The sequence below is a fragment of the Ekhidna sp. genome (genome assembly GCF_040220215.1).
In the GTDB taxonomy this organism is placed as follows: Bacteria; Bacteroidota; Bacteroidia; order Cytophagales; family Cyclobacteriaceae; genus Ekhidna.
The window spans coordinates 125,517-146,466 of the sequence record NZ_JAVJTR010000013.1; the positions used below are offsets into that span (position 1 = coordinate 125,517).

Genomic DNA, 20,950 nt, shown 5'->3' on the forward strand with positions numbered 1-20,950 from the left:
TTATCAATTTACTCTGAGTATTGCAAGTTTAATGATTCAATTACTAGGTTGGATGGCGTGACAAACCCCAAGCCTTCTGTAGAGATGCCTGATAATTTAGAGTTCACTACTCCTATGACATTACCATTCTTATCAATCATTGGGCCGCCACTATTTCCTGTATTAATGCTTGCGTCGGTTTGGACATAATTTGCTGTTTGAGATTTTCTGATTCCTGATATGATTCCCTTAGATATTGTTTGTCCCAAATCAGATGCGCTTGGTGTTCCGATCAAATATATTTCTGAACCGACCTTAGGCTGGTTTTGGCTTATTTTTAAAGGAGTCGTGACTTCAGGTGCATTTATTTGGATCAGTGCCACATCTGCATTTTTGCTCTTTCGAACCATCTTTCCTTCAAATTCCAATCCATTGGATAAGATTAGTGTAATCTCAGATTCTGATCCACTGATTACATGATAGCTAGTTACTAATAGACCATTTTCATCGATAAAAAAACCGCTTCCATGCCCTTTGGTAGTTTTAATAGTTACAGTTGCATTCATGGCATCCTCAAGTTCTACCGCATATCGACTTGAACTTTGAATAACTAATTCATCTAAATCAATTTCATCAGTTTCTGTATTAAGAATTTCAATTACTGCGTCATGATTCAAGAAATTCAACAAGCCACCTTCAAAAGCATCTACTATTGAACTGTTGACAGCCTCACTTACTTCTGATTGATCGGTGTAGGAATAAATAGGGAATTCGCCAGATGTTACGGTAATTCCTTCCGCAAATAAAAGATTGTTGTAATAATCCTTGATTTCCCAACTTAGATTCAAATCAGTGAATACAAATCCTATATAATAGTTATTGATCTTAGTGGATACATTGTTAATGGTAAAACCATTGATCACCCCTTCAATAATTACGCTATTTGAATAATTGTATTTAAACAAATTTGCTGTAGTGTCTACATACCCCTTGTCTCTTAGTAAATCATTTATGAGGGATGGAAAAATCGTGTTTTCAAGCTTAACAGAGCTGGAGTTCTTTAAGACTTTAGCCTTCTTAGAGTCCCCATTCTTAACAAAATCCTTATATGATGAGTATTCTCTAATAAGCATTTTATCCTCATCTATATCTGCTGCTACTTTTGTTAATTTGATTAATTTATTGTTGAGCGTCTTTTCAGGGATAGTCTTAAAGCGACTCGATAAGGTATATTCTTTGTGATAATTATAGCTTTTTTCTCCGACATCAAATGTTGGCGGAATCCAAGCTAAAATCCCAAAGGGAACGTAGGATAGTATTTTTAAAGGAGAGTGCCTGGACTGAACGACAACTCTGGATTCGTCTTTGTACCCATCTTTTTGGATTGTTATTTTTTTAGGCTTTCCATCTCGTGATAAGTTTATTTCTCGTCCATCCACTTCCTCAGTATCTGCAATCACTTTTGAGTCTTTATCGTAATTAAGAAGAACTGTCTGCTTTTTACTATTTAGTATGGATGCGCATGATGTTAAAACCAATGTCAAGACGAGATAAAAAGGAAATTTAGATAAGTTCATTTAAAATAAGATTTCAAGTAATTCCAAGATTATTGATAATATCCGGATAAACGACACATGTCATTTATCTACCTTTCAAATATAGCGGATGTATGTAATTGTTTGACCTCCAATTTACCTAAACATGTCTGTGCTCAATAACACTCCAGATTCTTGCAATTCACTCTGTCCTTAAGCTATTTACGGGATTAGATGTAGCCGCTTTGATGGAATGGTAGCTGATCGTCAAAATGGCGATAGCTGCTGCGGCAATGCTTCCAACGACAAAATAATACCATGACAGATCAATTCGATAGGCAAAGTTTGCCAGCCATTGATTGATGAAATAGTAAGCAACCGGGGTTCCAACCAGCACGGAGATTCCGACAAGTTTCAGGAATTCCATGGAAAGCATTCCGACAATCTTGTTCTCGGATGCGCCTAACACCTTACGTACCGCAATCTCCTTGATTCGATGCTCTGCCACAAAGGAAGAAAGCCCATAAAGTCCCATGCAAGCAATGGCTATTGCGAGCATGCAGAAGATCAAAATGAATTGGTTGAATTGATCTTCATCCCGATAGGCCGCTTCAAATTCTTCATCTAAAAACTGATAATTGAAAGTCGTTGGCACATTCCATTCGGTCCACAGGTTTTCAATAGATGCAATGACTTCATTGGTCTTGTCTGCTTCCACCTTCACCATCAGTTTTCTGCTGGGCACATTGTGAATGACCAACGGATCAATCTCACGCTCCAGCGAATGGTGATGAAAGTCCTTTACTACCCCTACGACCACACCTTTCTTATCCATCGCCCAGTCACCACTATGAGTGGTGTAGTATTCAATGGTTTTTCCAATCGGTTCCTTCCAGCTTTCTCCATACTCCTCAATGGCTCTTTTCCAGCCACTTTCATTTAAGATAAATGCGGTGCTATCTGTTGGGATATCTTCCGAGAATGTACGTCCCATTAACACCTCAACTCCCAGGCCATCCAGTGTATGGTAGCCGATATAAAAACCTTTCCAGGCATCACCATACGGATCCTCATATTCAGTGAAGTCCTCAAATTTATAACCCCAATAAAAGGCATTGTCTCCCGGAACCATACGTCCGGCCATTACGGATTTAACTCCCGGCATGGATTGTACCTGGCTTTTAACCCTGTGCCATTTTCGTCCAAACTCCTCTGCGTTTCCAAAATTCATAACCACCACATTCTCGGATTCAAAGCCAAGGTCTTTCTGTTTCACGAAAAGCATTTGATTGTACACCACCATAGCGCCAATGATAAGGGCAATGGAGATGGTAAATTGAAATATGACCAATGCTTTTCGGATGGCTCCCTTACCGCCATTGCCGGTAGCGTTTCCAGATAAAATAGAAACAGGTTGAAATGACGAAAGAAATAGAGCAGGATAACTACCTGCGATAAGAATGGTGATAATCGTTAATAAAATAACTCCGATTATGATCGGGACTATCTGATCCAGACCTAAAAGCAAATTGATATCAGCAATGCGATTGACAGGGGGGATGACCACTACCAGAATCACGGAAGCTAGAATAAGTGCCAGAACCGTCATGATCGTAGACTCAGCAAAAAACTGGATGATGAGTTGCTTACGGAAAGCACCCATTACTTTCCGTACACCCACTTCTTTGGATCGTTTCGAAGAGCGGGCAGTGGCAAGATTCATGAAGTTGATACATGCAATGAGAAGAATGATAATCGCTATAGCTGAGAATATGCGTACCTGATTGATATTTCCATGATCAGCGTAATCTGCCCGGAGGTCGTAGGATTTTAAATACAGGTCTTCTAAAGGCATTAAATCGATCGTGATCGAGTCTGCCTCAGCATCGTAATACTTGTTATACATTTCCTGGTACTTATCTGCTACAGACTCAGGATTTGTGCCCGGCTTCAGCTGGATGTAACTTCCAATCCAATCGTTGGGCCAGAGCTCAAGGATGTTGATGGAAGGGTCGTCGTACATGATAGAGAATGGCGCTACCATATCAAATTGCAGGTGGGAGTTGAACGGAACATCTTCGAAAACGGCAGCTACTTTATATGGAAGGTCCCGACCATTAATCATGTCCTGAACCTGCATCACCTGACCGATTGGGTCTTCTTCACCAAAAAACTTCTTCGCGTAGGATTGTGAAATGGCAATGCTGCTTTTATCGTTCAGACAAGATTTCTTATCTCCACGAATTAATGGGAAGGAGAAAAAGCTGAAGAAGTTAGAATCAGCCAGCAACACATCCTCATAGTAGATTTCCTCATTTGGTAACGAAATTCGCTTGTTCGTTTTCCAAAAGTTGATCCTGGTAGAATTGATTACTTCAGTGTAATCACGTTCATAAGTGGGAGCAGCTTGCGCGTTGATGTATCCGTAAACATGCTGTAATCGATAGATGTCTGATCCATTTTCGTGAAACTTGTCGTAGCTGGTTTCCACCTTAATAAACAGGAAGATCATGAATACACAGGCCAGCCCGATACCAAGTCCACTGATGTTGATGATGGAATAGCTCTTGTGCTTGACCAGGTTTCTGAAAGCCACTTTGATGTAGTTCTGAAGCATACTTACTGAGTTTGTTGATTGGTAATTTCTCTCTGAACGATACATCCTGACATAGCGAATGACCTCTGTCAGGTATAGGAGATTGGCTTTGAGTTTTCCTTTGGTTTGTAAATATTCTTGGTACTCCTCGGCCAGATCACCGGAGATTTCTTCAAAGAATTCCTGGCTGACAAGGTAAGAGAGAAGCCTGGTTGGAAATTTTGGTGGGGATGCCATATTTAAGAAAGGTTAGGCATGAGTTGTAGCATATTGCCCCAAAGTGCATCACGCTTGGACTTGAGCGCCTCGAGTGCCTGAAATCCCTGTGGTGTGATCTCAAAAAAGCGTTTTCGCTTTCCGCCCCTCTCAGGTGTAGATTCTCCGAAAGCACTTTTCACAAATTGTTTGTTTTCAAGCCGGGTAAGCACTGTGTGAATGGAGCTCAACACTACTTTCCGATCCATTTTTTCAGCCAGTTCCTTTTTGATGGCCGGGGCGTAAGCTTCAGGGTAAAGTGATCCTACAGTGAGTAGTACTAACTCTTCAAGCTCTCCAAGATGTTCTCCTCGCATATAAAATTCTGATTTGTCGACTTTATGATACGGAGATTAAATTATAATGTTCTGATTTGTCGATAATAAGTGTTGTAAATTGAGTGTTTGAGTTAATTAGTGAAGGCCTGATTACTCACCGGCACCAATTTCACTTTCAGTTGTATCATTTCATCTACCAATCGCTTTTCAAACCAACTTCCATTTTCACCAATTCCCCAGTCGAAGCGGTTAAATGAAAACTCAGAGGTATAACCACCCCTGGTTTTACTAGCAAAGATTTTAATCGGATTGGAAATTCCTCGAATGCTAAGCTGCCCTGCGATTTCTATTCGATCTGCACTTGAATGATTTACTTCAGTAAAAGTGAAAGATGAATTTGAAAACTTATTGATTGTAAACTCTTCAATGAAGTGGTTTAGCAGGTTTCTCCGAGCTGTTGTTTCATGCACAGGGATGTCAGAAATATCAATGGATTCCATATTTACGATTAGTTCACCGCCAATGAGTTTGCCTTCCAAAAAGGTAAGATGGCCTTCCCGGAAACTGACAGTGCCTTCGTGCTTACCGGTAATTTTTGTTCCCTTCCAGCCTATCACAGATTTGTTCAGGTTAATAGGAATTTCCTGAGAGCCCGCCGGTTGAGTTAACGCTGAAGATTTCTTACTAGTAGCAAAAACAGCTTTGCTCTCAGTTGCACTTTGGCTCCCGCAAGCCAATGATAAAGTGGCTAAAAACAATAAGTTTTTAATCATAGTTAGGGACATTTTTACCTAAAACAATATCTCTACGATCTGTCAAAAGATTTCCTTCTTTGGTCAGTTTGAGTACACCATCTGAACCACCACGAGGTGTCTTATCAATATCTCGATCAGTCAGCAATGGGTCATCATGAAACAGGTAGCTTCCGATCCAATAATACTTACCATCAGGTTCAAGCACAGTAATATGAATGTGTTCAGCTTCTGTACCACTGGGATAAGATGCCGGCCTAAAAGTATAGAAGGCATACTGTCCATTTTGGTCTGTTTTTACCCAGCCCCGAATGTATCCGTGTCTTCGCGCCCAGCCCTTTTCATCTCCGCGTTTGGGATAAATTCCATCTCTATTGGTATGATATAAATAAAGAATTACACCCTCTGCAGGTGTAGTGCCGTCCGGCTGATAAACGGTACCAAACACCTTTATTTTTGGATTTGTCTGCTCAAATAGTGGGAGGGTATCAACCGCATTTAGCTTTCGATCTCCAAATTCCAATACAGCCTCACATCCATCGCACCGTCCACTATCGATTAGTCTGTAATTTGTTTTCTGTCCGCAGGCCTGCAGACAGGATATACTTAAGAGTATAAAAATGTATCTCATGTTATTATTTTGATTTCTAATAAAGCTAAACGGATCAGGCAGGATTGGTTCTGTACGAAATGGTGCTTTTTTGCTAAGCTGAGGAGTTTATAAGCTGAGTGGAGGACTAGAGTAGTCGATCTTTGACAGACTTCACATAGTTTCTGCTCAATCGCAGCTTCGTTCCGTCTTTCATCAATAGATCGTAATCTCCATTCAAACGGGATGTTAGTTGATCGACCTCATTAAGGTTAATGACAGTGGATCGATGGATTTGCTTAAAGTCCTTAGGATCAAGCTGATCGATGACATTCTTAAGGCTACCATTATAGATATACTTTCGTGAAGTAGTTTTAATTCTAGTGATCGCATCTTCTACAGCAATCCAGCAGATTTCATTAGTTGGGATAATAAAGGATTTAGTCCCTGATTTTACTTTAATCTCATTGCGTGAATGTGAGCTGGATTCTCTTTCTTTTAGTAATGGGTAAATGCCGGCATAGGATAGGTAAACAATCACGACAATATAGGCTCTACCTGAGAGTACCTCATAAAATAATCCTTTGAAACTCCATCCGTAAGCTGTCAGCGTATTGGATAAAAAACTAACTAATGAGGCGAAGCTTAATAGGTGTACTAGACTCACCACAAGTGAAAGAATGATAGAGGCGATCCAAATTCTAATCTTAAAACTTGATTTAATGAAGTCGTGTAGCCAAAACCAACCCATTGAACAGGGTATGAATAGCAACCAAAAGATTTTAAATAATAATGAGTCTGAAACAAAGTAGCCTTTTTCATTCATGCTTGAATCCACATAATCCTGAATAAATACAAGCAGTGCCATAAGGACCCAGAAGAAGGTTTGAACATAAAGATTCCGCAATAGCTGAGAAGCTGTAATGTTAACCTGGATATTGTTGATCTTTTTTATGAGGCTTTCCATTATAATGTTTCGAAGGATGCCGATTCCATTTCCTTAAGATATACTTTTATGAAGTACAATTTCGAATAAGTATAAAGGCTTTGGTTATGTAAAGACTTTTTAACAACAATTTTTCACCTTTAGTCAAAAAGATGAAACTCTTTTAGTGGTTTTCGTATTAAACTAACTCAGGACTAAAAATTCAATGTAATGAAGACTAAACAAGTTTTGCTAGTGGTGTACCTCACCATATTGGCAATCACACTTATTGTTGGCTAGAGATCCCATCTCTGGATTGAAGTGTAGAGCAAATGACAAAATATATTGTTTCGTGTGATTTTGATCATGTTTTTGATTAGGATCAATGATGATATTTACAATGTTCTTTAAGTAGAACATCATAGAGAAAGCGTTGTTGGAATACAGGTTTGGAGTATTTCAGATACTGTTACCAACCTTGAAGGCAGGATGTATCCTGCCTTTAATTTTGTCGTAAAATCAATTGCAGTGAAAGCAGATGAACGATACAATAATTATGATCTGAAAGGAAATCTCATTTCTTATCTTCGGATGACCGATGATAAAAATTTCAAAATTTTTGATCAGGAGGGCAATCAGTTGGGTTATGGTAAAAGATTGGATGATCATAGATTTAACATTTATGATCTCGATGGAAAAATCACCTCACATGCAATGCAAAAAGACGGGCCTACCTATAATCTGTACGACAATGATGGGGATCAGATAGGGTATGGGAATCTAGCCTGAATCAATTATTTAGATCAAACTCAATAAGCACAACATCCTCTTCATCTTCTTTTCCTCCGGCGTTTACATAAGCTTTTCTGGCTGCCATATTCGATTTTTCAGTGGCAACCCAAGCTTCATTACACCCGATTGATTTAGCATGTTCACACATGGATTCAATAAGTTTTCTTCCAATACCCTGTCCTTGAAAATCTTTTATTACACTTGCTTCATTGATAAATAGCGTTGGGTTCTTATCAGGATGGACATAATCGAAAGCGGAAACCATGCCGACCAGCTTTTCATCAAAATATGCCAGGATTAAATGATGTCTGGAGTCTTGTAAAAACTCCTTTGCTCTGTCGAGTTTGATTGGATAATCAAACAGCGAATCTCCAGATTCAATCATGGCTTTTAAGTCAGATTCATCAGCGATCTTCAGCACTAATTCAACCATATCAAATCTTCTTAATATTCACTCCCACCGACTTGGATGCAGGCGTATGACTTTTTCTGGCGGTTAAATGCAGGGGTACCAATGGATTGGCTTCCGGGAAATAGGTAGCTACACAACCCTGAGGTATTTCATAAGGCACTACGGTAAATCCGGCGACTTTTCGTTCCAGTCCGTAATGATTAGATAGTTCCACAACGTCTTCTTTTTCAAGACCTTCGTCTTTCATATCACCTTCGTTCATGAAGACGACATTTCGCCCACCAAATATGCCTCGATATCGATCATCCATCCCGTAAATGGTAGTATTGAACTGATCGTGACTTCTGATGGTCATCATCACATATTTATGTCCTTCTGGAATGGATTCGGCTAGTTGATTGACGGTGAAAACGGCTTTTTTAGAATGCGTATTAAATTCTCCATTGCGAGCACCATTAGGTAGTTCAAAGCCATTATCGTTTTTTAGGCGCTCATTGTAGTTCTCAAATCCCTGAATGGCCTTAGCTATCAAGTCACGGATGTTGTCATAGTCTTCAATCAATCCTGACCAGTTGATATCATCGTTACCCAATGTAGCTGCTGCCATAGAAGCCACAATTTCCGGCTCACTCTTTAAATGTTTGGATGGGGGAGTAAGGCTGCCATGCGAACCATGAACAATACCCATGGAGTTTTCAACGGTTACTACCTGTTCCTTTCCATTCTGAATGTGTTTGTCTGTTCGACCCAGGCAAGGCAGAATCAACGAAGTTTTACCGGGAGCTAAATGTGTTCGATTGAGTTTAGTGCTGATATGCACAGTCAACTCACATTTTTTTAAGGCCTGCTCCGTGAGCAAGGTGTCAGGTGCAGCAGGCAAAAGATTTCCCCCAAGTGCCATGAAGAATTTCACTTTCCCTTCATTCATCGCTTCGATGGCTTCTACCACATTATAGCCGGGTGACTCTGGAGGATCAAAATTGAAAGCATCTTTCAGTTTATCCGTCCAGGCTTTGGTAGGTCGCTCCCAAATGCCCATGGTACGGTCGCCCTGTACATTGCTATGCCCTCTGACCGGACAAGTACCTGCTCCTTTTTTACCAATACTTCCTTTCAGCAAGAGCAGGTTAACAATCTCACGAATATTATCCACTGCATTTACATGTTGGGTGAGCCCCATCGCCCAGCAGGCAATGATCTTTTTGCTGGCTGCCAGCCAATGTGAACTTAAGAGTACATCTTCTTTGGAGAGGCCCGTTTGGCTAATCAGATCATCCAATGAATATTTCTCTAAGTCAGCTTGCAAGGCTTCAAATCCTTCGGTGTTAGCTGCAATGAATTTTCGATCCAGACATCTCTCATCTACCAAAAGCAGCTTCAGCCAGGCTTTGAGTAAGGCAACATCCTGATTAATCTTGATCTGTAGATATAAGTCGGCGATATCAGTTCCTTTACTAATCCAGCCCTTGATTTTCTGAGGATTTTTGAATTTCATCAATGCCACTTCCTTTAAAGGGTTGATGACGATGATCTTGGCATCATTTCGCTTGGCTTTCTCCAGCGAGCTCAACATTCGGGGATGATTCGTACCCGGGTTTTGACCGAAGATCAGAATGACTTCTGCATGCTCAAAATCCTCAAGGGTCACCGATCCTTTGCCTATGCCAAGGGTTTCGGTCAGCCCCACGCCGCTCGATTCGTGGCACATGTTTGAGCAGTCGGGGAGGTTATTGGTTCCAAACTTTCGAACGAAGAGTTGATAAAGAAAAGCAGCCTCATTGCTGGTCCGTCCGGAGGTATAGAAAACCGCTTCATCGGGGTGTGGGAGAGATTTTAGATGATCACCAATCAGTTTGAAAGCTTCAATCCATTCAATCGGTTCGTAGCGTGGACTGCCTTCTTTTTTGATCATCGGTTGGGCAAGCCTGCCTTGCTGACCAAGCCAATAGTCACTTTGTTTCCGAAGTGATTCGATGGTGTACTGTTTGAAAAAGGCTTCTCCAGCCAACTTATGCTGGGCTTCTTCAGCGATGGCTTTTACCCCGTTTTCGCAGAATTCGCCCAATTTGGATCGCATATCAGGATCGGGCCAGGCGCATCCCGGGCAGTCAATGCCCTTTTTTTGGTTCAGCTTTCGCAATAGTTTCAATGCTTTCCATGGTGGCATGGCTTTTAAGATCATCCGACTGGCATTGGTAACGGATTTTGGTCCGACAGAGACTTTGGGCTTGTCTTTTATATGTAGATGTTTGTGCGCTGGCATAGGAGATAAAGATAGGAATCCTTGGGGAGAGTCTGTCAAATATCCGTATTCCCTTGGGAGGCCGACTGAAAGGAGGTCGAGTCATGGGAATCTCCTTGTTACTGGGTTTGTGTATAAAAGATTCCCAAGTCTCGCTCATACTTCACTCGCAAGGGAATAGGGATGTGTTGTGGTGTTTTGATCATTGCTCACATACAAGGAATAAAGGAAAGAATTTTTAGATTTAGGACACAAATGGCTAAAGGTGGTTACGTTTATATCATGTCGAACGAGAGTCGAAGTGTGGTTTATGTCGGTTCCACGGATAATCTATATAATCGAGCCTACCAACATAAAAATGGCTTTGGGTCAGAATTTACAAAAAAGTATAACTGCACAGATCTAATCTATTATCAGTTTTATGAACGTATTGAAATAGCTAGGGAGCGGGAGCATAAGATCAAAAAGTGGAACCGTGACTGGAAGGACAAATTAATTAAGGATTTCAATCCAACTCTTAAAGATCTTTTTGAGGAGGTAAGCGATCTGCAATAAGCACCGTATTCCCTTGGGAGGCCGACTGAAAGGAGGTCGAGTCATGGGAATCTCATATGATGATTCGTCTATATGGTTATAAGATTCCCAAGTCTCACTCGTACCTCGTTCGCAAGGGAATAGGGGAAGTGGTTAAATAGTGTCCTTTTTACTTCCGTATTCCCTTGGGAAAATGGCGTTAGCCATTTGAGTCATGGGAATCTCTTGAAGGATAGAAGTAAAGTTTATTAATATTCCCAAGTCTCCTTCGTTCCTCAGTCGCAAGGGAATTGGGTTGATCGAAGCACAACCCTTTCCACCTAGACCCGATAGGAGTGGCATCCTTTTGCATTGGGTTGTGGAGTGGGTGGCGCAAAAGATACAGCGGATAGCGGGAGCGCCTGATCCGAGGCTTGATAAATGTTCTCTTCTTATAAAGGAATCATTACACCAGCGGCTGCATGTTTCGTTCTTTAATGCCTATTTTTACTTTATATGATAGTGGTGAAAGCTTTTGGTCATGTGAAGGAGGTATTGGGATCTGAGTTGTTGGTAAATAGGGAGTTGATCGATGTAAAATCACTGCGAGATTACTTAGGTAACGAGTACCCCACCATTGTATGGTCCACGGTTGCGATAGCTGTAAACAAGAAGTATGTGCAGGACCCGGACCCCATTAGCCCCGGCGATGAAATCGCCCTGATACCACCAGTATCCGGAGGGTAAAAATTGGTACAATTAGTTGAACATATTGACCTCAATGAGGTGTATAAGCTGCTTGCTGATACAAAAGCAGGCGGTACGTGTGTATTCGTAGGTACGGTGAGAAACCACACCTCGCAACGCGAAGATGCGGAGGTGACTGATTTGCGTTTTGAAGCGTATGATGAAATGGCACTGGCTGAGATGGAAAAGATCCGGCAACAAGCCATCGAAAAATGGGGTTTGCATCAAGCGGTCATGATCCATGTGGTGGGAAAGAAGCAAGTTGGAGAGCCGGTGGTAGCAGTAGGGGTAGCGTCATCACATCGGAAAGAAGCGTTTCCGGCCTGTCAGTTTCTGATTGATGAATTGAAGAAATCAGTCCCCATCTGGAAGAAAGAATTTTTTACCGACAGTAGTCACTGGGTTTCACCTACACCGTAATGGAAAAGCTGCAAGATAAATTCGGAAGAGAGATTAACTATCTCCGGCTGTCGGTGACCGACCGGTGTAACCTGAGGTGCACCTATTGCATGCCGGAGCGGGGAATGGTGTTCGAGCCCAAAGAGCATATTTTATCCTACGAGGAGTTGCTTCAGCTTGTGGATGTGATGGGTGAAATGGGGATTAGCAAAATCAGGTTGACCGGAGGAGAGCCGTTCGTGAGAGCTGACCTGATGTATTTCATCAAGGAGCTGTCTAAAAAGTCTTATCTCGATAAAATCAGTATCACTTCTAATCTGACATTGATTCGTCCTCATTTGGATGAACTGGAATCACTTGGGGTTAAGGACATCAATGTGAGTCTGGATTGCCTGGATCGACAGAAGTTTAAAGAGATCACCCGAAGAGATGAATATGAGGAGGTTTCCGGTGCTTTATATGAAATGATAGCAAGGAACTTCAATCTGAAGGTCAACTGCGTGGTGATGAAGGGAGTCAATGAGGATCAGATCCTCCCATTGATTGAACTTGCAAAAGAGCATCCTGTCTCTGTTCGATTCCTGGAAGAAATGCCTTTTAATGGCTCAGGAGGGAAGGTGGAAACCCCAATGAATTATAAAGATATTCTTTCAGTCATAGAGAAAGAACACGATTTTACAAAAATGATCGATGGTCCACATTCTACTTCTCAGAATTATCAGATTGAAGGGTTTAAAGGTTCTTTTGGTGTGATTCCATCTTTTAGTCGAACGTTCTGCGGGGATTGTAATCGATTAAGAATGTCGGCGACCGGAGAAATCCGCACCTGCCTCTATGGACATAGCCAGTTGAATTTGAGAGATATATTACGATCCGGTGCTTCTAGAGAAGAAGTGAAAGAGGCATTGATGGTTGCGGTAGCCAATAAACCCAAAGATGGATTCGCTGCAGCGGAAGAAAATGAAAAAGAGTATTTATCCATGACCAAATTAGGAGGATGAGTGAGTTAACGCATATCAACAAAGAGGGGAACGTCCACATGGTGGATGTGAGTGGAAAGGAGATCACTGAGCGTATTGCTGTGGCTACTTCCCATGTTGAATTTCCTATAGAAGCGTTCGCAACCATCAAAGCGAATGGGTTTAACACCAAAAAAGGAAGCCTGATCCAGACGGCAGTATTGGCCGGGATTGGAGCTGTCAAGAAAACATCTGATTTGATCCCATTGTGTCACAACATTCCCATTTCAAAAGTTGATATTGATATTCAGCCAACTGAAAATGGATTTGAGATTAGCTGCCTAGTAAAAACGACCGGGCAAACCGGTGTGGAGATGGAAGCTTTAACAGGAGCTTCAGTTGCCGGATTGTGCATTTATGATATGTGTAAAGCTTTGTCTCACGACATTATCATTGGACCAACTCAATTGCAAGAAAAGAAAGGAGGGAAGCGTGACTTCAAGCGATGAACTATATGGATTGGTATTGATGGGCGGGCAAAGCTCCCGCATGGGGACGGATAAGTCTGCGCTCAATTATCACGGCAAGCCACAGGTGGAGTATTTGTTCGAACTACTTCAATCTAAGCTTTCCAAGGCATTCGTTTCGGTTCGAAAGGGACAATCTGTTGCGTTTACTGATCGTATAATTGAGGATAGTCTGGATACCAAAGGTCCGATCAATGGCATTATTAGTGCCATGCGTGCACACCCGGATAAGTCATGGCTGGTGCTCGCAGTTGATCTACCATTTGTGACCGAGCAGACAATAGATCAGTTGATCAAAAATCGTGATCAAACTGCCCTGGGAACTTCACTGGCTACTCGGGAGACCGGATTGCCTGAGCCTTTAATAGCTATTTGGGAATCACATGCTCGTCCGGTTTTGGAGGAATTTCATATTGAACAAGACATGAGGTGTCCACGCAAATTCATGATGAATCATGAAGTTCATCTGGCACATCCACGGGATGATCAGGAGCTATATAATGCGAATAATCCGGACGAATACGAGTTTGCCAAGTCTTTGATTCAATGAACACTGATCGTTACCAACGGCAGATTGTGCTCCCTGACTTTGGAGCAGAGGGACAACAGAAACTGTTGGATGCCAAAGTGGTCGTGGTTGGAGCCGGGGGGCTGGGCGTTCCGGTGCTCCAGTATCTCGTGGGTATGGGCGTAGGCACGATCCGAATTGTTGACGGAGATGATATTTCGCTTAGCAACCTGCAGCGTCAGGTACTTTACTCTACCGCTGATGTGGGGAAGAAAAAAGCAGAGGTGGCGAAGGAGCGGTTAAAAGCTTTGAATCCTGAAGTGTCCATTGAAGTGACGACTCAAATGCTCAATGGAAACAATGCGAAAGACTTGATTTCGGCATGTGACCTGGTGATTGATTGCACCGATAACATTGAAACACGATACATTATCAATGATGCTTGCGTATCCAATGAGATTCCATTCGTTTATGGTGCTCTTTACAAACATGAGGGACATGTTAGTGTGTTCAACTACCAAGGCAGTCCCAGCTATCGGGATGTCTATCCGGATGATTCAGCGAAAGTGGATAATTGCAACGAAATCGGCGTGTTGGGTGTGTTACCCGGAATCATTGGCACGTACCAGGCCATGGAAGCAGTGAAAGTGTTGACAGGAATTGGACAAACTTTGGCTGGGAAATTATTGGTGGTGGATGCGATCAATACGGAACACCATGTATTTGAATTAGCTCCAATCACCAAGCCGGAACCAAAAAAGGAGACCAGTAAAGATTCCTGGCTGACCTGGCAAGAGTTGACTGAAATGAACCTGGATCAATATCATTTAATCGATGTGCGTTCAGAGGTTGAGTACAGTCAAAACCACGATGATCGATTTGAAAACCGACCAATCAATGAACTGACTACTTTCAAAGCTCAAAAAGATGTAATCCTGGTCTGCAATAAAGGAAATGCTACCCGTCAAACTGCAGTATTGATAGCAGCTCAAAATCCGGAAATCAAAGTGTTTCAAATGAAAGGGGGGTACAGCACGCGATGAACGAGTATGTACTCCTGGGGTTGTTCTTTCTAATCGCACTTTTTTATTCCTCCATTGGATTTGGAGGAGGCTCCAGCTACCTGGCTATTTTGAGTTTGATGCTGACCGACTTCTATGAAATCAGAACCCTGGCATTGGTACTCAATGTACTCGTGGTGACCATTGGAACGATCGTATTTTTAAGGAAACGGGTATTCAACTGGTCATTATTCTGGCCGTTCTTGTTGTTAAGCATTCCGATGGCATTCTTTGGTGCTCAACTTAGACTGACAGAACAGGTATTTTTTATCATTTTAGGAATCGCTTTGATCCTTGCTGCTATGGCCATACTTGCTCAGTCCATTATCAAAAAGGGAATGTCAACTAATCTCCACGCTTCAAAAAGAATGGTTTTAGGGGGAGCCATTGGCATGTTATCCGGTTTGGTAGGAATAGGAGGAGGGATCTTTCTGTCACCCACTCTCAATTTGATGAAATGGCAAAATGCCGTTACCGTTGCTTCGCTGGCCTCTTTTTTCATTTTGGTTAATTCTTTGGCCGGAATTATGGGATTAGTTGTGAATGATACGTTTCAGTTGAATGCTTCATTCGCAGGTGGAATTATCATTGCGGTGATGCTAGGAGGGTTAGTTGGTTCTCAGCTTTCCATCAAAATGAACCTCAACATCATTCGAAGGCTTACGGCTATTCTTGTTTTGTATGTGGGGGTGAGGATTGTATTGTTACATGGTTTTGATATAGTGATTTAGAACTGAAAATGGTCATGAATGAAGTATTCTATGAATTTAGATAGCATCTGTGGTAAATTAAATAGATGCTCTATTGCTCTTTTAGGTCTTCATTTTTGGCTTGACCCAAAAACGAATCGCAACGGCGAACCGTCAAAAAGGTCAAGAAAGTTTGAAAGCTATCAGCCCTAAAGCCTTCGCTGGCCCGCCAAACTTTCATTCCCACCCTCCATTACGAAGGATTACTTTATAGTTTTCACTTATGATTTAAAAAGCATGATACCAGTAAAAGAAGCATTAGCCATCATTGAACAACACAAAGGATCCTTTGGATCGGAGGTGATACCCTTTGACGAGTCCGTGGGACGGATATTGGATGAGGATGTGATGGCAGATCGGGATTTTCCTCCTTTCAATCGGGCGGCCATGGATGGGATAGCGATTTCATGGAGCGACTGGGGAAAGAGAATGCGATCGTTTCCGGTGAGCGGCGAGCAATTTGCAGGTGCGCCTCAGCAGGAATTAACTCCCGGAACGTGTTTAGAAATCATGACAGGAGCAGTGGTGCCAAAAGGAGCTGATGTGGTGATCAGATATGAAGATGTAACCATTGAAGATGGAAAGGCATCTGTTAATATTGAAGAGGTAAGTCAGGGGCAAAACATCCATCCGCAAGGGGTTGATTCAGAGGCAGGAACGATTTTGATTCCTGCCGGAAAACAACTCACCATTGGTGATGTAGGTATTTTGACCTCTGTTGGCAAAGTGGAAGTGAAGGTCAGGCGATTGCCCAAAGCTGCCTTGATTTCTACGGGAGATGAGTTGGTCGAGCCCCATGAAACCCCCTTACCGCATCAGATTCGTAAATCAAATATTTATACCCTCGCCATGCTATTGGAGAAAGCAGGCATTGATTTCACCATATTCCACATCAATGACTCTAAGGAAGAGATCGCCCGTGAGATTGGTGAGATACTGAAATCCTATAACCTTATTCTGATGAGTGGAGGGGTCTCAAAAGGGAAGAGAGATTATATCCCTGAAGTGTTGGAAGAACTGGGCGTGAAAAAGCATTTTCATCGGGTGATGCAACGACCGGGAAAACCACTTTGGTTTGGTAGTAATGAATCCACTACCGTATTCGGATTCCCGGGCAATCCTGTGTCTACGCTTGCTTGCTTCATGGTCTACTGCAGGCATTGGTTGCAATCATCATTGGAAATGAAAGTCCAAAATCAGCATGCCAAATTGGGTAGAGAAATCAAGTTTGAAAAAGAGCTGACATTCTTTGCCTCGGTCTCTGTTAAAAACGAATTAGGTGAACTGATCGCCACCCCCATAAAGGGCAATGGATCGGGGGATCTCGTCAGTCTTTCATTGGCAGATGGCTTCATTGAGTTGCCAGCGGAGAAGTCCATTTTTAAAGAAGGGGAAGTGTATCCGATTTATTTGTTTTAGCATAAGTAAACGTAAACCCTACGAAATAAAATGTAGAAACTACACAATCAGAAGGTCCATTAAAAGATTTTAAGATGAAATTCCTCCCTTGAGGGAGGTTAGGAGGGTGTTTTATAGTTTATTTACTCATTATGAATATTCAAAAACACCCCTATAATCCCCTGAAGGGGATATTGACTAACTGCTAGCAAGCTTAGCTCATAATGAAACTAAGAATCAATCATTCATCCATTCGTATTCGCTTAGGTAAGCAGGACATTCAGGAACTCAAAGAACATGGAAGTGTGAGAAACGAGCTTATTTTCCCGGGTGGTGAAAAGCTGACCTACAAACTTGAAATAGGTGGGTCCTTTCATGCTTCTTTAGATACTAACCATTTGATCGTCACCATTCCGAAGGATGAATCAGATGATTGGTTAAACTCTGAGAAACTCGCAATAGAGACTAAACTAGAGCGAAATGAGGGTGATGAATTGATTTTATTGGTTGAGAAAGATTTGCATGACTTACAATAATTCTCTGCTTGTCTACGATTATTGTTTTTTCTGTTAAGATCTTCTTTTAAGATTTACGTATGGCATTTGAATCAATTCCGTCAAAAATTCAGTCTAATGAAAGCTCAAAAAATAAATCCACTGTTTGAGCGCAGCGAGTTTGGATTTATGATACCTAACAGACTGAATTTTAGGAATTTATTCATAGCCTTGGGTTTTTTGCTTCGTTTTTGGGCTAAGCCAAAAATGAAGAACCCGTCCGGTTCGAGGACAGTGATCGAATAAAAATGAGCTACCTATTCCAAATATTGAAGATCATCTGGTGTATCTAAATCAATGGCTCCTTTGGAGAAAGGAATCGTACGCACATGATCTAGTTTTTGCTGAATGAGTTTTCTGGCTCCCTGATCTCCGGTCAACTTCATCAAATCTTTAAAGAAATGATGGCTGAAAATTGCCGGAACACCCATTTGATTGGCATATGAGCAAGTCGTTATACATGGTTCAGTTGCATCCTGACTGGCGATCAATTGATTGATGATTTCAATAGTGACATACGGCTGATCGGATAACATGATGATCACATGTTTAAGGTCGGTGAGCTTACCTTGAAGGCTTTTCAACCCGACGTGAATGGAAGTACTCATACCTTTTCCCCAATCGTAATTATGAATGATGCTAAATGCTCCCGGAATTATAACTTCCTGAATCAATTCACTTTTCGCTCCAAGGACAAGTACTCGTTCAATCACATTGACTTTTTGCCCGATATCTAAAATGTGCTGGAGTAGTGGCTTATCTTCAAATTTTACCAATTGCTTTGGCTGACCCAACCTACTGGAAGCACCGGCGGCCAAAACCATGAGCCCGATATCTCCGTTCGCTTTCAAATCTTCAGGGTATCAAATTGAGTATTCTCTTTCGTATGGATTGGTCCTTGCTTATCCCTTAGGAATGTTCCTTTGGTACCATTCAAAACTGCATTGATCTCCGCCAACACAGAAATAGCTATCTCCTCGGGTGTTTCAGCACCGATTTCCAAGCCGATAGGCGCATATATTCGATCCTGTTGTTCTTGTGTGATTTCAATGCCTTTTTCTTTCAGTTCATCCACCATACGCTGGAACTTCTTCTTCGGTCCTAAAATTCCTATGTAAGGAACTTGATCATATGGAAGTAGGCACTTGAGAATAGAAAGGTCATAGTGATAATTGTGCGTCATGAGCACAAAGACCGTCTGCTCATTGATGGGGATGTTTTGAAGGGCTTCTTCCGGTTTGGCTACAATGATTTGACAGGAGGAGACAAAGCGTGATTCAGACGCATGAGATGGTCTGCCATCCACGATATAGATATTCCATCCAAGCGTTTCTGCCATGAGTGCCAACCCCTGTGTATCATTCCCTGCACCAACAATTACTAACGAAACAGCTGGTGCGAAGTACTCAATAAATGCGTTTTGAGTTGTTTGGTCTTCTTCGTAGGCCCTGAAAAGCGATCGTTTTTCTTCAAAGACGATGTTTGCGTCTTTAAGAATGGAATCGTACAGTTTCTCATTGTCGATCGATCCGGTAATTTTTTCACCTTCCTCAAGGAGTAAAGTACATCCTGGTTGTTCTCCTCTTTTGTCTTTGAGATTAAAAAGGGTGACCATCACATAAGGTTTTTGTGAATCGATGATTTGCTCCAAAAGCTTTAGCGGATTCATTGGATCTTTAGCATCAAGTGGCTCAAAAAGCACCTGAATGATTCCTTCGCAACCAAGCTGAGCGCCAACTACCGCATCTGCTTCATCGCTTGTGTCATACGAGATAAGTACATTTCTATTTTGAACCAATGCATGCAAGGCTTTTCTAAGCGCATCACCCTCCAGACAACCACCACTTATAGCTCCGGTCGTGATTCCATGTTCGTCTACTAACATCCTTGCGCTGGGTCTTCTATATGACGAGCCATCCACATGAACCACTGTTGCAAGCACAGTTTTGATTCCTTCTGAAGTAGCTTTCTTGTACGCTTCGATGATGGTTTTTAATTCTCTCATGTGCTCAGCTTTTTGACGGCTGCTGTAACTTTTTCAATAGCGAAATCAATTTCTTCTTCGGTAGTAAATCTACCGAGACTAAAACGAAGGGAGGAGTTTGCCAAGTGATCCGGAATGCCCATGGCTTTTAATACATGTGAAGGTTTAACAACAGCGGACGTACATGCCGATCCCTGAGAAACAGCCAGCCCATTGAGTGAAAGCAACAATCGTTCACCATCAACACCTGAGAAAGCAATATTGGTAACATTGGGTAGTCTGTTTTCTATTCCACCATTTAGCTGGGTTCCTTCGATGGATAGTAGGGATTGCTCAAGTTTATCTCTTAGATTTTTAACTTTGCTAGTCTCTTCTCTCATTTCCTGTTTACACAATTCACATGCTTTGCCGAACCCTACGATAGCCGGAACGTTCGAAGTGCCTGAGCGGATCCCTCGTTCATGTCCGCCTCCTTCGATGAGCGACCCAACCTTAGTTCCTTTTCGAATGTAAAGCGCTCCAATTCCTTTTGGGCCATACATTTTGTGACTTGAAAAAGACATGAGGTCTATCCCTAATTCATTTACATCAACGGGTATTTTACCCACTGCCTGTGTTGCATCGGAATGAAACAACCCTTGATTGGAATGAGTGATAGCTGAAAGCTCCTTTACGGGTTGAATGCATCCCGTTTCATTGTTGGCCATCATGATGCTGACCAATCGGGGATGTTCAGAAATCGCCTTTTCAAATGCATTGACTTCAAGCAATCCATCTGATTGTATAGAGAGTACCTTAACATCAATTCCTTTAGCTGCTAACGATTCTGCCGGATCAAGAATGGCTTTATGCTCGGTTGTACAGGTGATGAAATGATCCCCTTTATTTAATAGTCCTTTCAAAGCCAGATTATTGGATTCGGTGGCTCCTGAGGTAAAAATGATCTCACTTGGATTGGCGCCAATCAATTCTGCTACCTGTTCCCGGGCGTGATCCACTGCTTCCTTCGCCTCCCATCCGTAGGCGTGGTTGCGACTGGAGGCATTCCCAAACTTCTCAGAAAAGTAAGGAAGCATTACTTCCACCACGCGTGGATCAGTAGGAGTAGTTGCGTTATTGTCCAGATAAGCTCTTTGAATCATTGAAATTAAAATTAAACCGAAATACTACAATTGATTAACCGTCCACATAAGTGG

22 protein-coding genes are annotated in these 20,950 nt (G+C 42.0%); 11 read left to right on the plus strand and 11 right to left on the minus strand.

Annotated features, from left to right (window positions below; all coding sequences use genetic code 11):
• Window positions 1–8 precede the first annotated feature (8 nt).
• The 6 genes from RIC88_RS08090 to RIC88_RS08115 form a co-directional block, all read right to left on the minus strand.
• Window positions 9–1,556: a S1C family serine protease gene (locus RIC88_RS08090; protein ID WP_350217030.1), complete on the minus strand. Its 1,548-nt coding sequence runs from the start codon at window positions 1,554–1,556 to the stop codon at window positions 9–11.
• A gap of 160 nt (window positions 1,557–1,716) precedes the next feature.
• Complete coding sequence (locus RIC88_RS08095; RefSeq protein WP_350217031.1) at window positions 1,717–4,347, minus strand: FtsX-like permease family protein; 2,631 nt, start codon at window positions 4,345–4,347, stop codon at window positions 1,717–1,719.
• Window positions 4,348–4,349: 2 nt separating this feature from the next.
• Window positions 4,350–4,682, minus strand: a complete 333-nt coding sequence (locus RIC88_RS08100) for a PadR family transcriptional regulator (protein ID WP_089358425.1) — start codon at window positions 4,680–4,682, stop codon at window positions 4,350–4,352.
• 92 nt (window positions 4,683–4,774) lie between these two features.
• Entirely contained in the window at window positions 4,775–5,416 is a 642-nt protein-coding gene (locus RIC88_RS08105; RefSeq protein ID WP_350217032.1) for a YceI family protein, read from the minus strand.
• Window positions 5,409–6,026, minus strand: a complete 618-nt coding sequence (locus RIC88_RS08110; RefSeq protein ID WP_350217033.1) for a dioxygenase family protein — start codon at window positions 6,024–6,026, stop codon at window positions 5,409–5,411. The genes RIC88_RS08105 and RIC88_RS08110 overlap by 8 nt, the downstream gene beginning before the upstream one ends.
• 106 nt (window positions 6,027–6,132) lie before the next feature.
• Complete coding sequence (locus RIC88_RS08115; RefSeq protein WP_350217034.1) at window positions 6,133–6,951, minus strand: LytR/AlgR family response regulator transcription factor; 819 nt, start codon at window positions 6,949–6,951, stop codon at window positions 6,133–6,135.
• A gap of 486 nt (window positions 6,952–7,437) precedes the next feature.
• Between RIC88_RS08115 and RIC88_RS08120 the strand changes: the two genes are divergently transcribed.
• Complete coding sequence (locus RIC88_RS08120) at window positions 7,438–7,698, plus strand: hypothetical protein (RefSeq protein ID WP_350217035.1); 261 nt, start codon at window positions 7,438–7,440, stop codon at window positions 7,696–7,698.
• A 1-nt stretch (window position 7,699) separates the two neighbouring features.
• Here the strand turns inward: RIC88_RS08120 and RIC88_RS08125 are convergent, their stop codons facing one another.
• Entirely contained in the window at window positions 7,700–8,134 is a 435-nt protein-coding gene (locus RIC88_RS08125) for a GNAT family N-acetyltransferase (protein WP_350217036.1), read from the minus strand.
• A gap of 1 nt (window position 8,135) precedes the next feature.
• Window positions 8,136–10,376, minus strand: a complete 2,241-nt coding sequence (locus RIC88_RS08130) for an FdhF/YdeP family oxidoreductase (protein ID WP_350217037.1) — start codon at window positions 10,374–10,376, stop codon at window positions 8,136–8,138.
• Between the two features lie 234 nt (window positions 10,377–10,610).
• Here RIC88_RS08130 and RIC88_RS08135 point away from each other — a divergent pair, with 234 nt between their 5' ends.
• The 10 genes from RIC88_RS08135 to RIC88_RS08180 all read left to right on the plus strand — a co-directional run bounded on the left by RIC88_RS08135 (window position 10,611) and on the right by RIC88_RS08180 (window position 17,752).
• The gene (locus RIC88_RS08135) at window positions 10,611–10,910 is read left to right on the plus strand and encodes a GIY-YIG nuclease family protein (protein ID WP_350217038.1); all 300 of its coding nucleotides are present in this window, start codon (window positions 10,611–10,613) and stop codon (window positions 10,908–10,910) included.
• 474 nt (window positions 10,911–11,384) lie between these two features.
• The gene (locus RIC88_RS08140; RefSeq protein WP_348284750.1) at window positions 11,385–11,615 is read left to right on the plus strand and encodes a MoaD/ThiS family protein; all 231 of its coding nucleotides are present in this window, start codon (window positions 11,385–11,387) and stop codon (window positions 11,613–11,615) included.
• 3 nt (window positions 11,616–11,618) lie between these two features.
• Window positions 11,619–12,035, plus strand: coding sequence for a molybdenum cofactor biosynthesis protein MoaE (locus tag RIC88_RS08145; protein ID WP_350217039.1), 417 nt, complete (start codon window positions 11,619–11,621; stop codon window positions 12,033–12,035).
• Window positions 12,035–13,015 (plus strand): GTP 3',8-cyclase MoaA, encoded by a 981-nt coding sequence (gene moaA, locus RIC88_RS08150; protein WP_350217040.1) that lies wholly within the window; start codon window positions 12,035–12,037, stop codon window positions 13,013–13,015. Before RIC88_RS08145 ends, moaA begins: the two co-directional genes overlap by 1 nt.
• Window positions 13,012–13,482: a cyclic pyranopterin monophosphate synthase MoaC gene (gene moaC / locus RIC88_RS08155; protein ID WP_350217041.1), complete on the plus strand. Its 471-nt coding sequence runs from the start codon at window positions 13,012–13,014 to the stop codon at window positions 13,480–13,482. Before moaA ends, moaC begins: the two co-directional genes overlap by 4 nt.
• On the plus strand, window positions 13,466–14,050 hold the full coding sequence (mobA, locus tag RIC88_RS08160; RefSeq protein WP_350217042.1) for a molybdenum cofactor guanylyltransferase: 585 nt from the start codon (window positions 13,466–13,468) through the stop codon (window positions 14,048–14,050). The genes moaC and mobA overlap by 17 nt, the downstream gene beginning before the upstream one ends.
• Window positions 14,047–15,051, plus strand: coding sequence for a molybdopterin-synthase adenylyltransferase MoeB (gene moeB / locus RIC88_RS08165; RefSeq protein ID WP_350217043.1), 1,005 nt, complete (start codon window positions 14,047–14,049; stop codon window positions 15,049–15,051). The genes mobA and moeB overlap by 4 nt, the downstream gene beginning before the upstream one ends.
• On the plus strand, window positions 15,048–15,800 hold the full coding sequence (locus RIC88_RS08170) for a sulfite exporter TauE/SafE family protein (protein ID WP_350217044.1): 753 nt from the start codon (window positions 15,048–15,050) through the stop codon (window positions 15,798–15,800). Before moeB ends, RIC88_RS08170 begins: the two co-directional genes overlap by 4 nt.
• Before the next feature lie 255 nt (window positions 15,801–16,055).
• On the plus strand, window positions 16,056–17,237 hold the full coding sequence (locus tag RIC88_RS08175) for a molybdopterin molybdotransferase MoeA (protein ID WP_350217045.1): 1,182 nt from the start codon (window positions 16,056–16,058) through the stop codon (window positions 17,235–17,237).
• Between the two features lie 203 nt (window positions 17,238–17,440).
• Window positions 17,441–17,752 (plus strand): DUF7009 family protein, encoded by a 312-nt coding sequence (locus RIC88_RS08180; protein ID WP_350217046.1) that lies wholly within the window; start codon window positions 17,441–17,443, stop codon window positions 17,750–17,752.
• A gap of 275 nt (window positions 17,753–18,027) precedes the next feature.
• Here the strand turns inward: RIC88_RS08180 and RIC88_RS08185 are convergent, their stop codons facing one another.
• From RIC88_RS08185 to RIC88_RS08195, 3 genes are read right to left on the minus strand one after another with little or no spacing between them, the layout of a single operon-like run.
• A complete protein-coding gene (locus RIC88_RS08185) occupies window positions 18,028–18,621 on the minus strand; it encodes a nucleotidyltransferase family protein (protein WP_350217047.1) in 594 nt (197 codons plus the stop codon).
• Window positions 18,618–19,775, minus strand: a complete 1,158-nt coding sequence (locus tag RIC88_RS08190; protein WP_350217048.1) for an XdhC family protein — start codon at window positions 19,773–19,775, stop codon at window positions 18,618–18,620. Before RIC88_RS08190 ends, RIC88_RS08185 begins: the two co-directional genes overlap by 4 nt.
• Window positions 19,772–20,896, minus strand: a complete 1,125-nt coding sequence (locus RIC88_RS08195) for a cysteine desulfurase family protein (protein ID WP_350217049.1) — start codon at window positions 20,894–20,896, stop codon at window positions 19,772–19,774. Before RIC88_RS08195 ends, RIC88_RS08190 begins: the two co-directional genes overlap by 4 nt.
• Window positions 20,897–20,950 lie beyond the last annotated feature (54 nt).

Bases quoted from the DNA above. Each gene is read 5' to 3' on its own strand.
- RIC88_RS08100 (WP_089358425.1), bottom strand. From the start codon at position 4,682: ATGCGAGGAGAACATCTTGGAGAGCTTGAAGAGTTAGTACTACTCACT.
- RIC88_RS08105 (WP_350217032.1), bottom strand. From the start codon at position 5,416: ATGATTAAAAACTTATTGTTTTTAGCCACTTTATCATTGGCTTGCGGG.
- moeB (WP_350217043.1), top strand. From the start codon at position 14,047: ATGAACACTGATCGTTACCAACGGCAGATTGTGCTCCCTGACTTTGGA.
- RIC88_RS08195 (WP_350217049.1), bottom strand. From the start codon at position 20,896: ATGATTCAAAGAGCTTATCTGGACAATAACGCAACTACTCCTACTGAT.
- RIC88_RS08140 (WP_348284750.1), top strand. From the start codon at position 11,385: ATGATAGTGGTGAAAGCTTTTGGTCATGTGAAGGAGGTATTGGGATCT.
- RIC88_RS08125 (WP_350217036.1), bottom strand. From the start codon at position 8,134: ATGGTTGAATTAGTGCTGAAGATCGCTGATGAATCTGACTTAAAAGCC.
- RIC88_RS08095 (WP_350217031.1), bottom strand. From the start codon at position 4,347: ATGGCATCCCCACCAAAATTTCCAACCAGGCTTCTCTCTTACCTTGTC.
- RIC88_RS08115 (WP_350217034.1), bottom strand. From the start codon at position 6,951: ATGGAAAGCCTCATAAAAAAGATCAACAATATCCAGGTTAACATTACA.
- RIC88_RS08135 (WP_350217038.1), top strand. From the start codon at position 10,611: ATGGCTAAAGGTGGTTACGTTTATATCATGTCGAACGAGAGTCGAAGT.
- RIC88_RS08170 (WP_350217044.1), top strand. From the start codon at position 15,048: ATGAACGAGTATGTACTCCTGGGGTTGTTCTTTCTAATCGCACTTTTT.
- moaC (WP_350217041.1), top strand. From the start codon at position 13,012: ATGAGTGAGTTAACGCATATCAACAAAGAGGGGAACGTCCACATGGTG.
- RIC88_RS08110 (WP_350217033.1), bottom strand. From the start codon at position 6,026: ATGAGATACATTTTTATACTCTTAAGTATATCCTGTCTGCAGGCCTGC.
- RIC88_RS08180 (WP_350217046.1), top strand. From the start codon at position 17,441: ATGAAACTAAGAATCAATCATTCATCCATTCGTATTCGCTTAGGTAAG.
- RIC88_RS08190 (WP_350217048.1), bottom strand. From the start codon at position 19,775: ATGAGAGAATTAAAAACCATCATCGAAGCGTACAAGAAAGCTACTTCA.
- RIC88_RS08175 (WP_350217045.1), top strand. From the start codon at position 16,056: ATGATACCAGTAAAAGAAGCATTAGCCATCATTGAACAACACAAAGGA.
- moaA (WP_350217040.1), top strand. From the start codon at position 12,035: ATGGAAAAGCTGCAAGATAAATTCGGAAGAGAGATTAACTATCTCCGG.
- RIC88_RS08130 (WP_350217037.1), bottom strand. From the start codon at position 10,376: ATGCCAGCGCACAAACATCTACATATAAAAGACAAGCCCAAAGTCTCT.
- RIC88_RS08090 (WP_350217030.1), bottom strand. From the start codon at position 1,556: ATGAACTTATCTAAATTTCCTTTTTATCTCGTCTTGACATTGGTTTTA.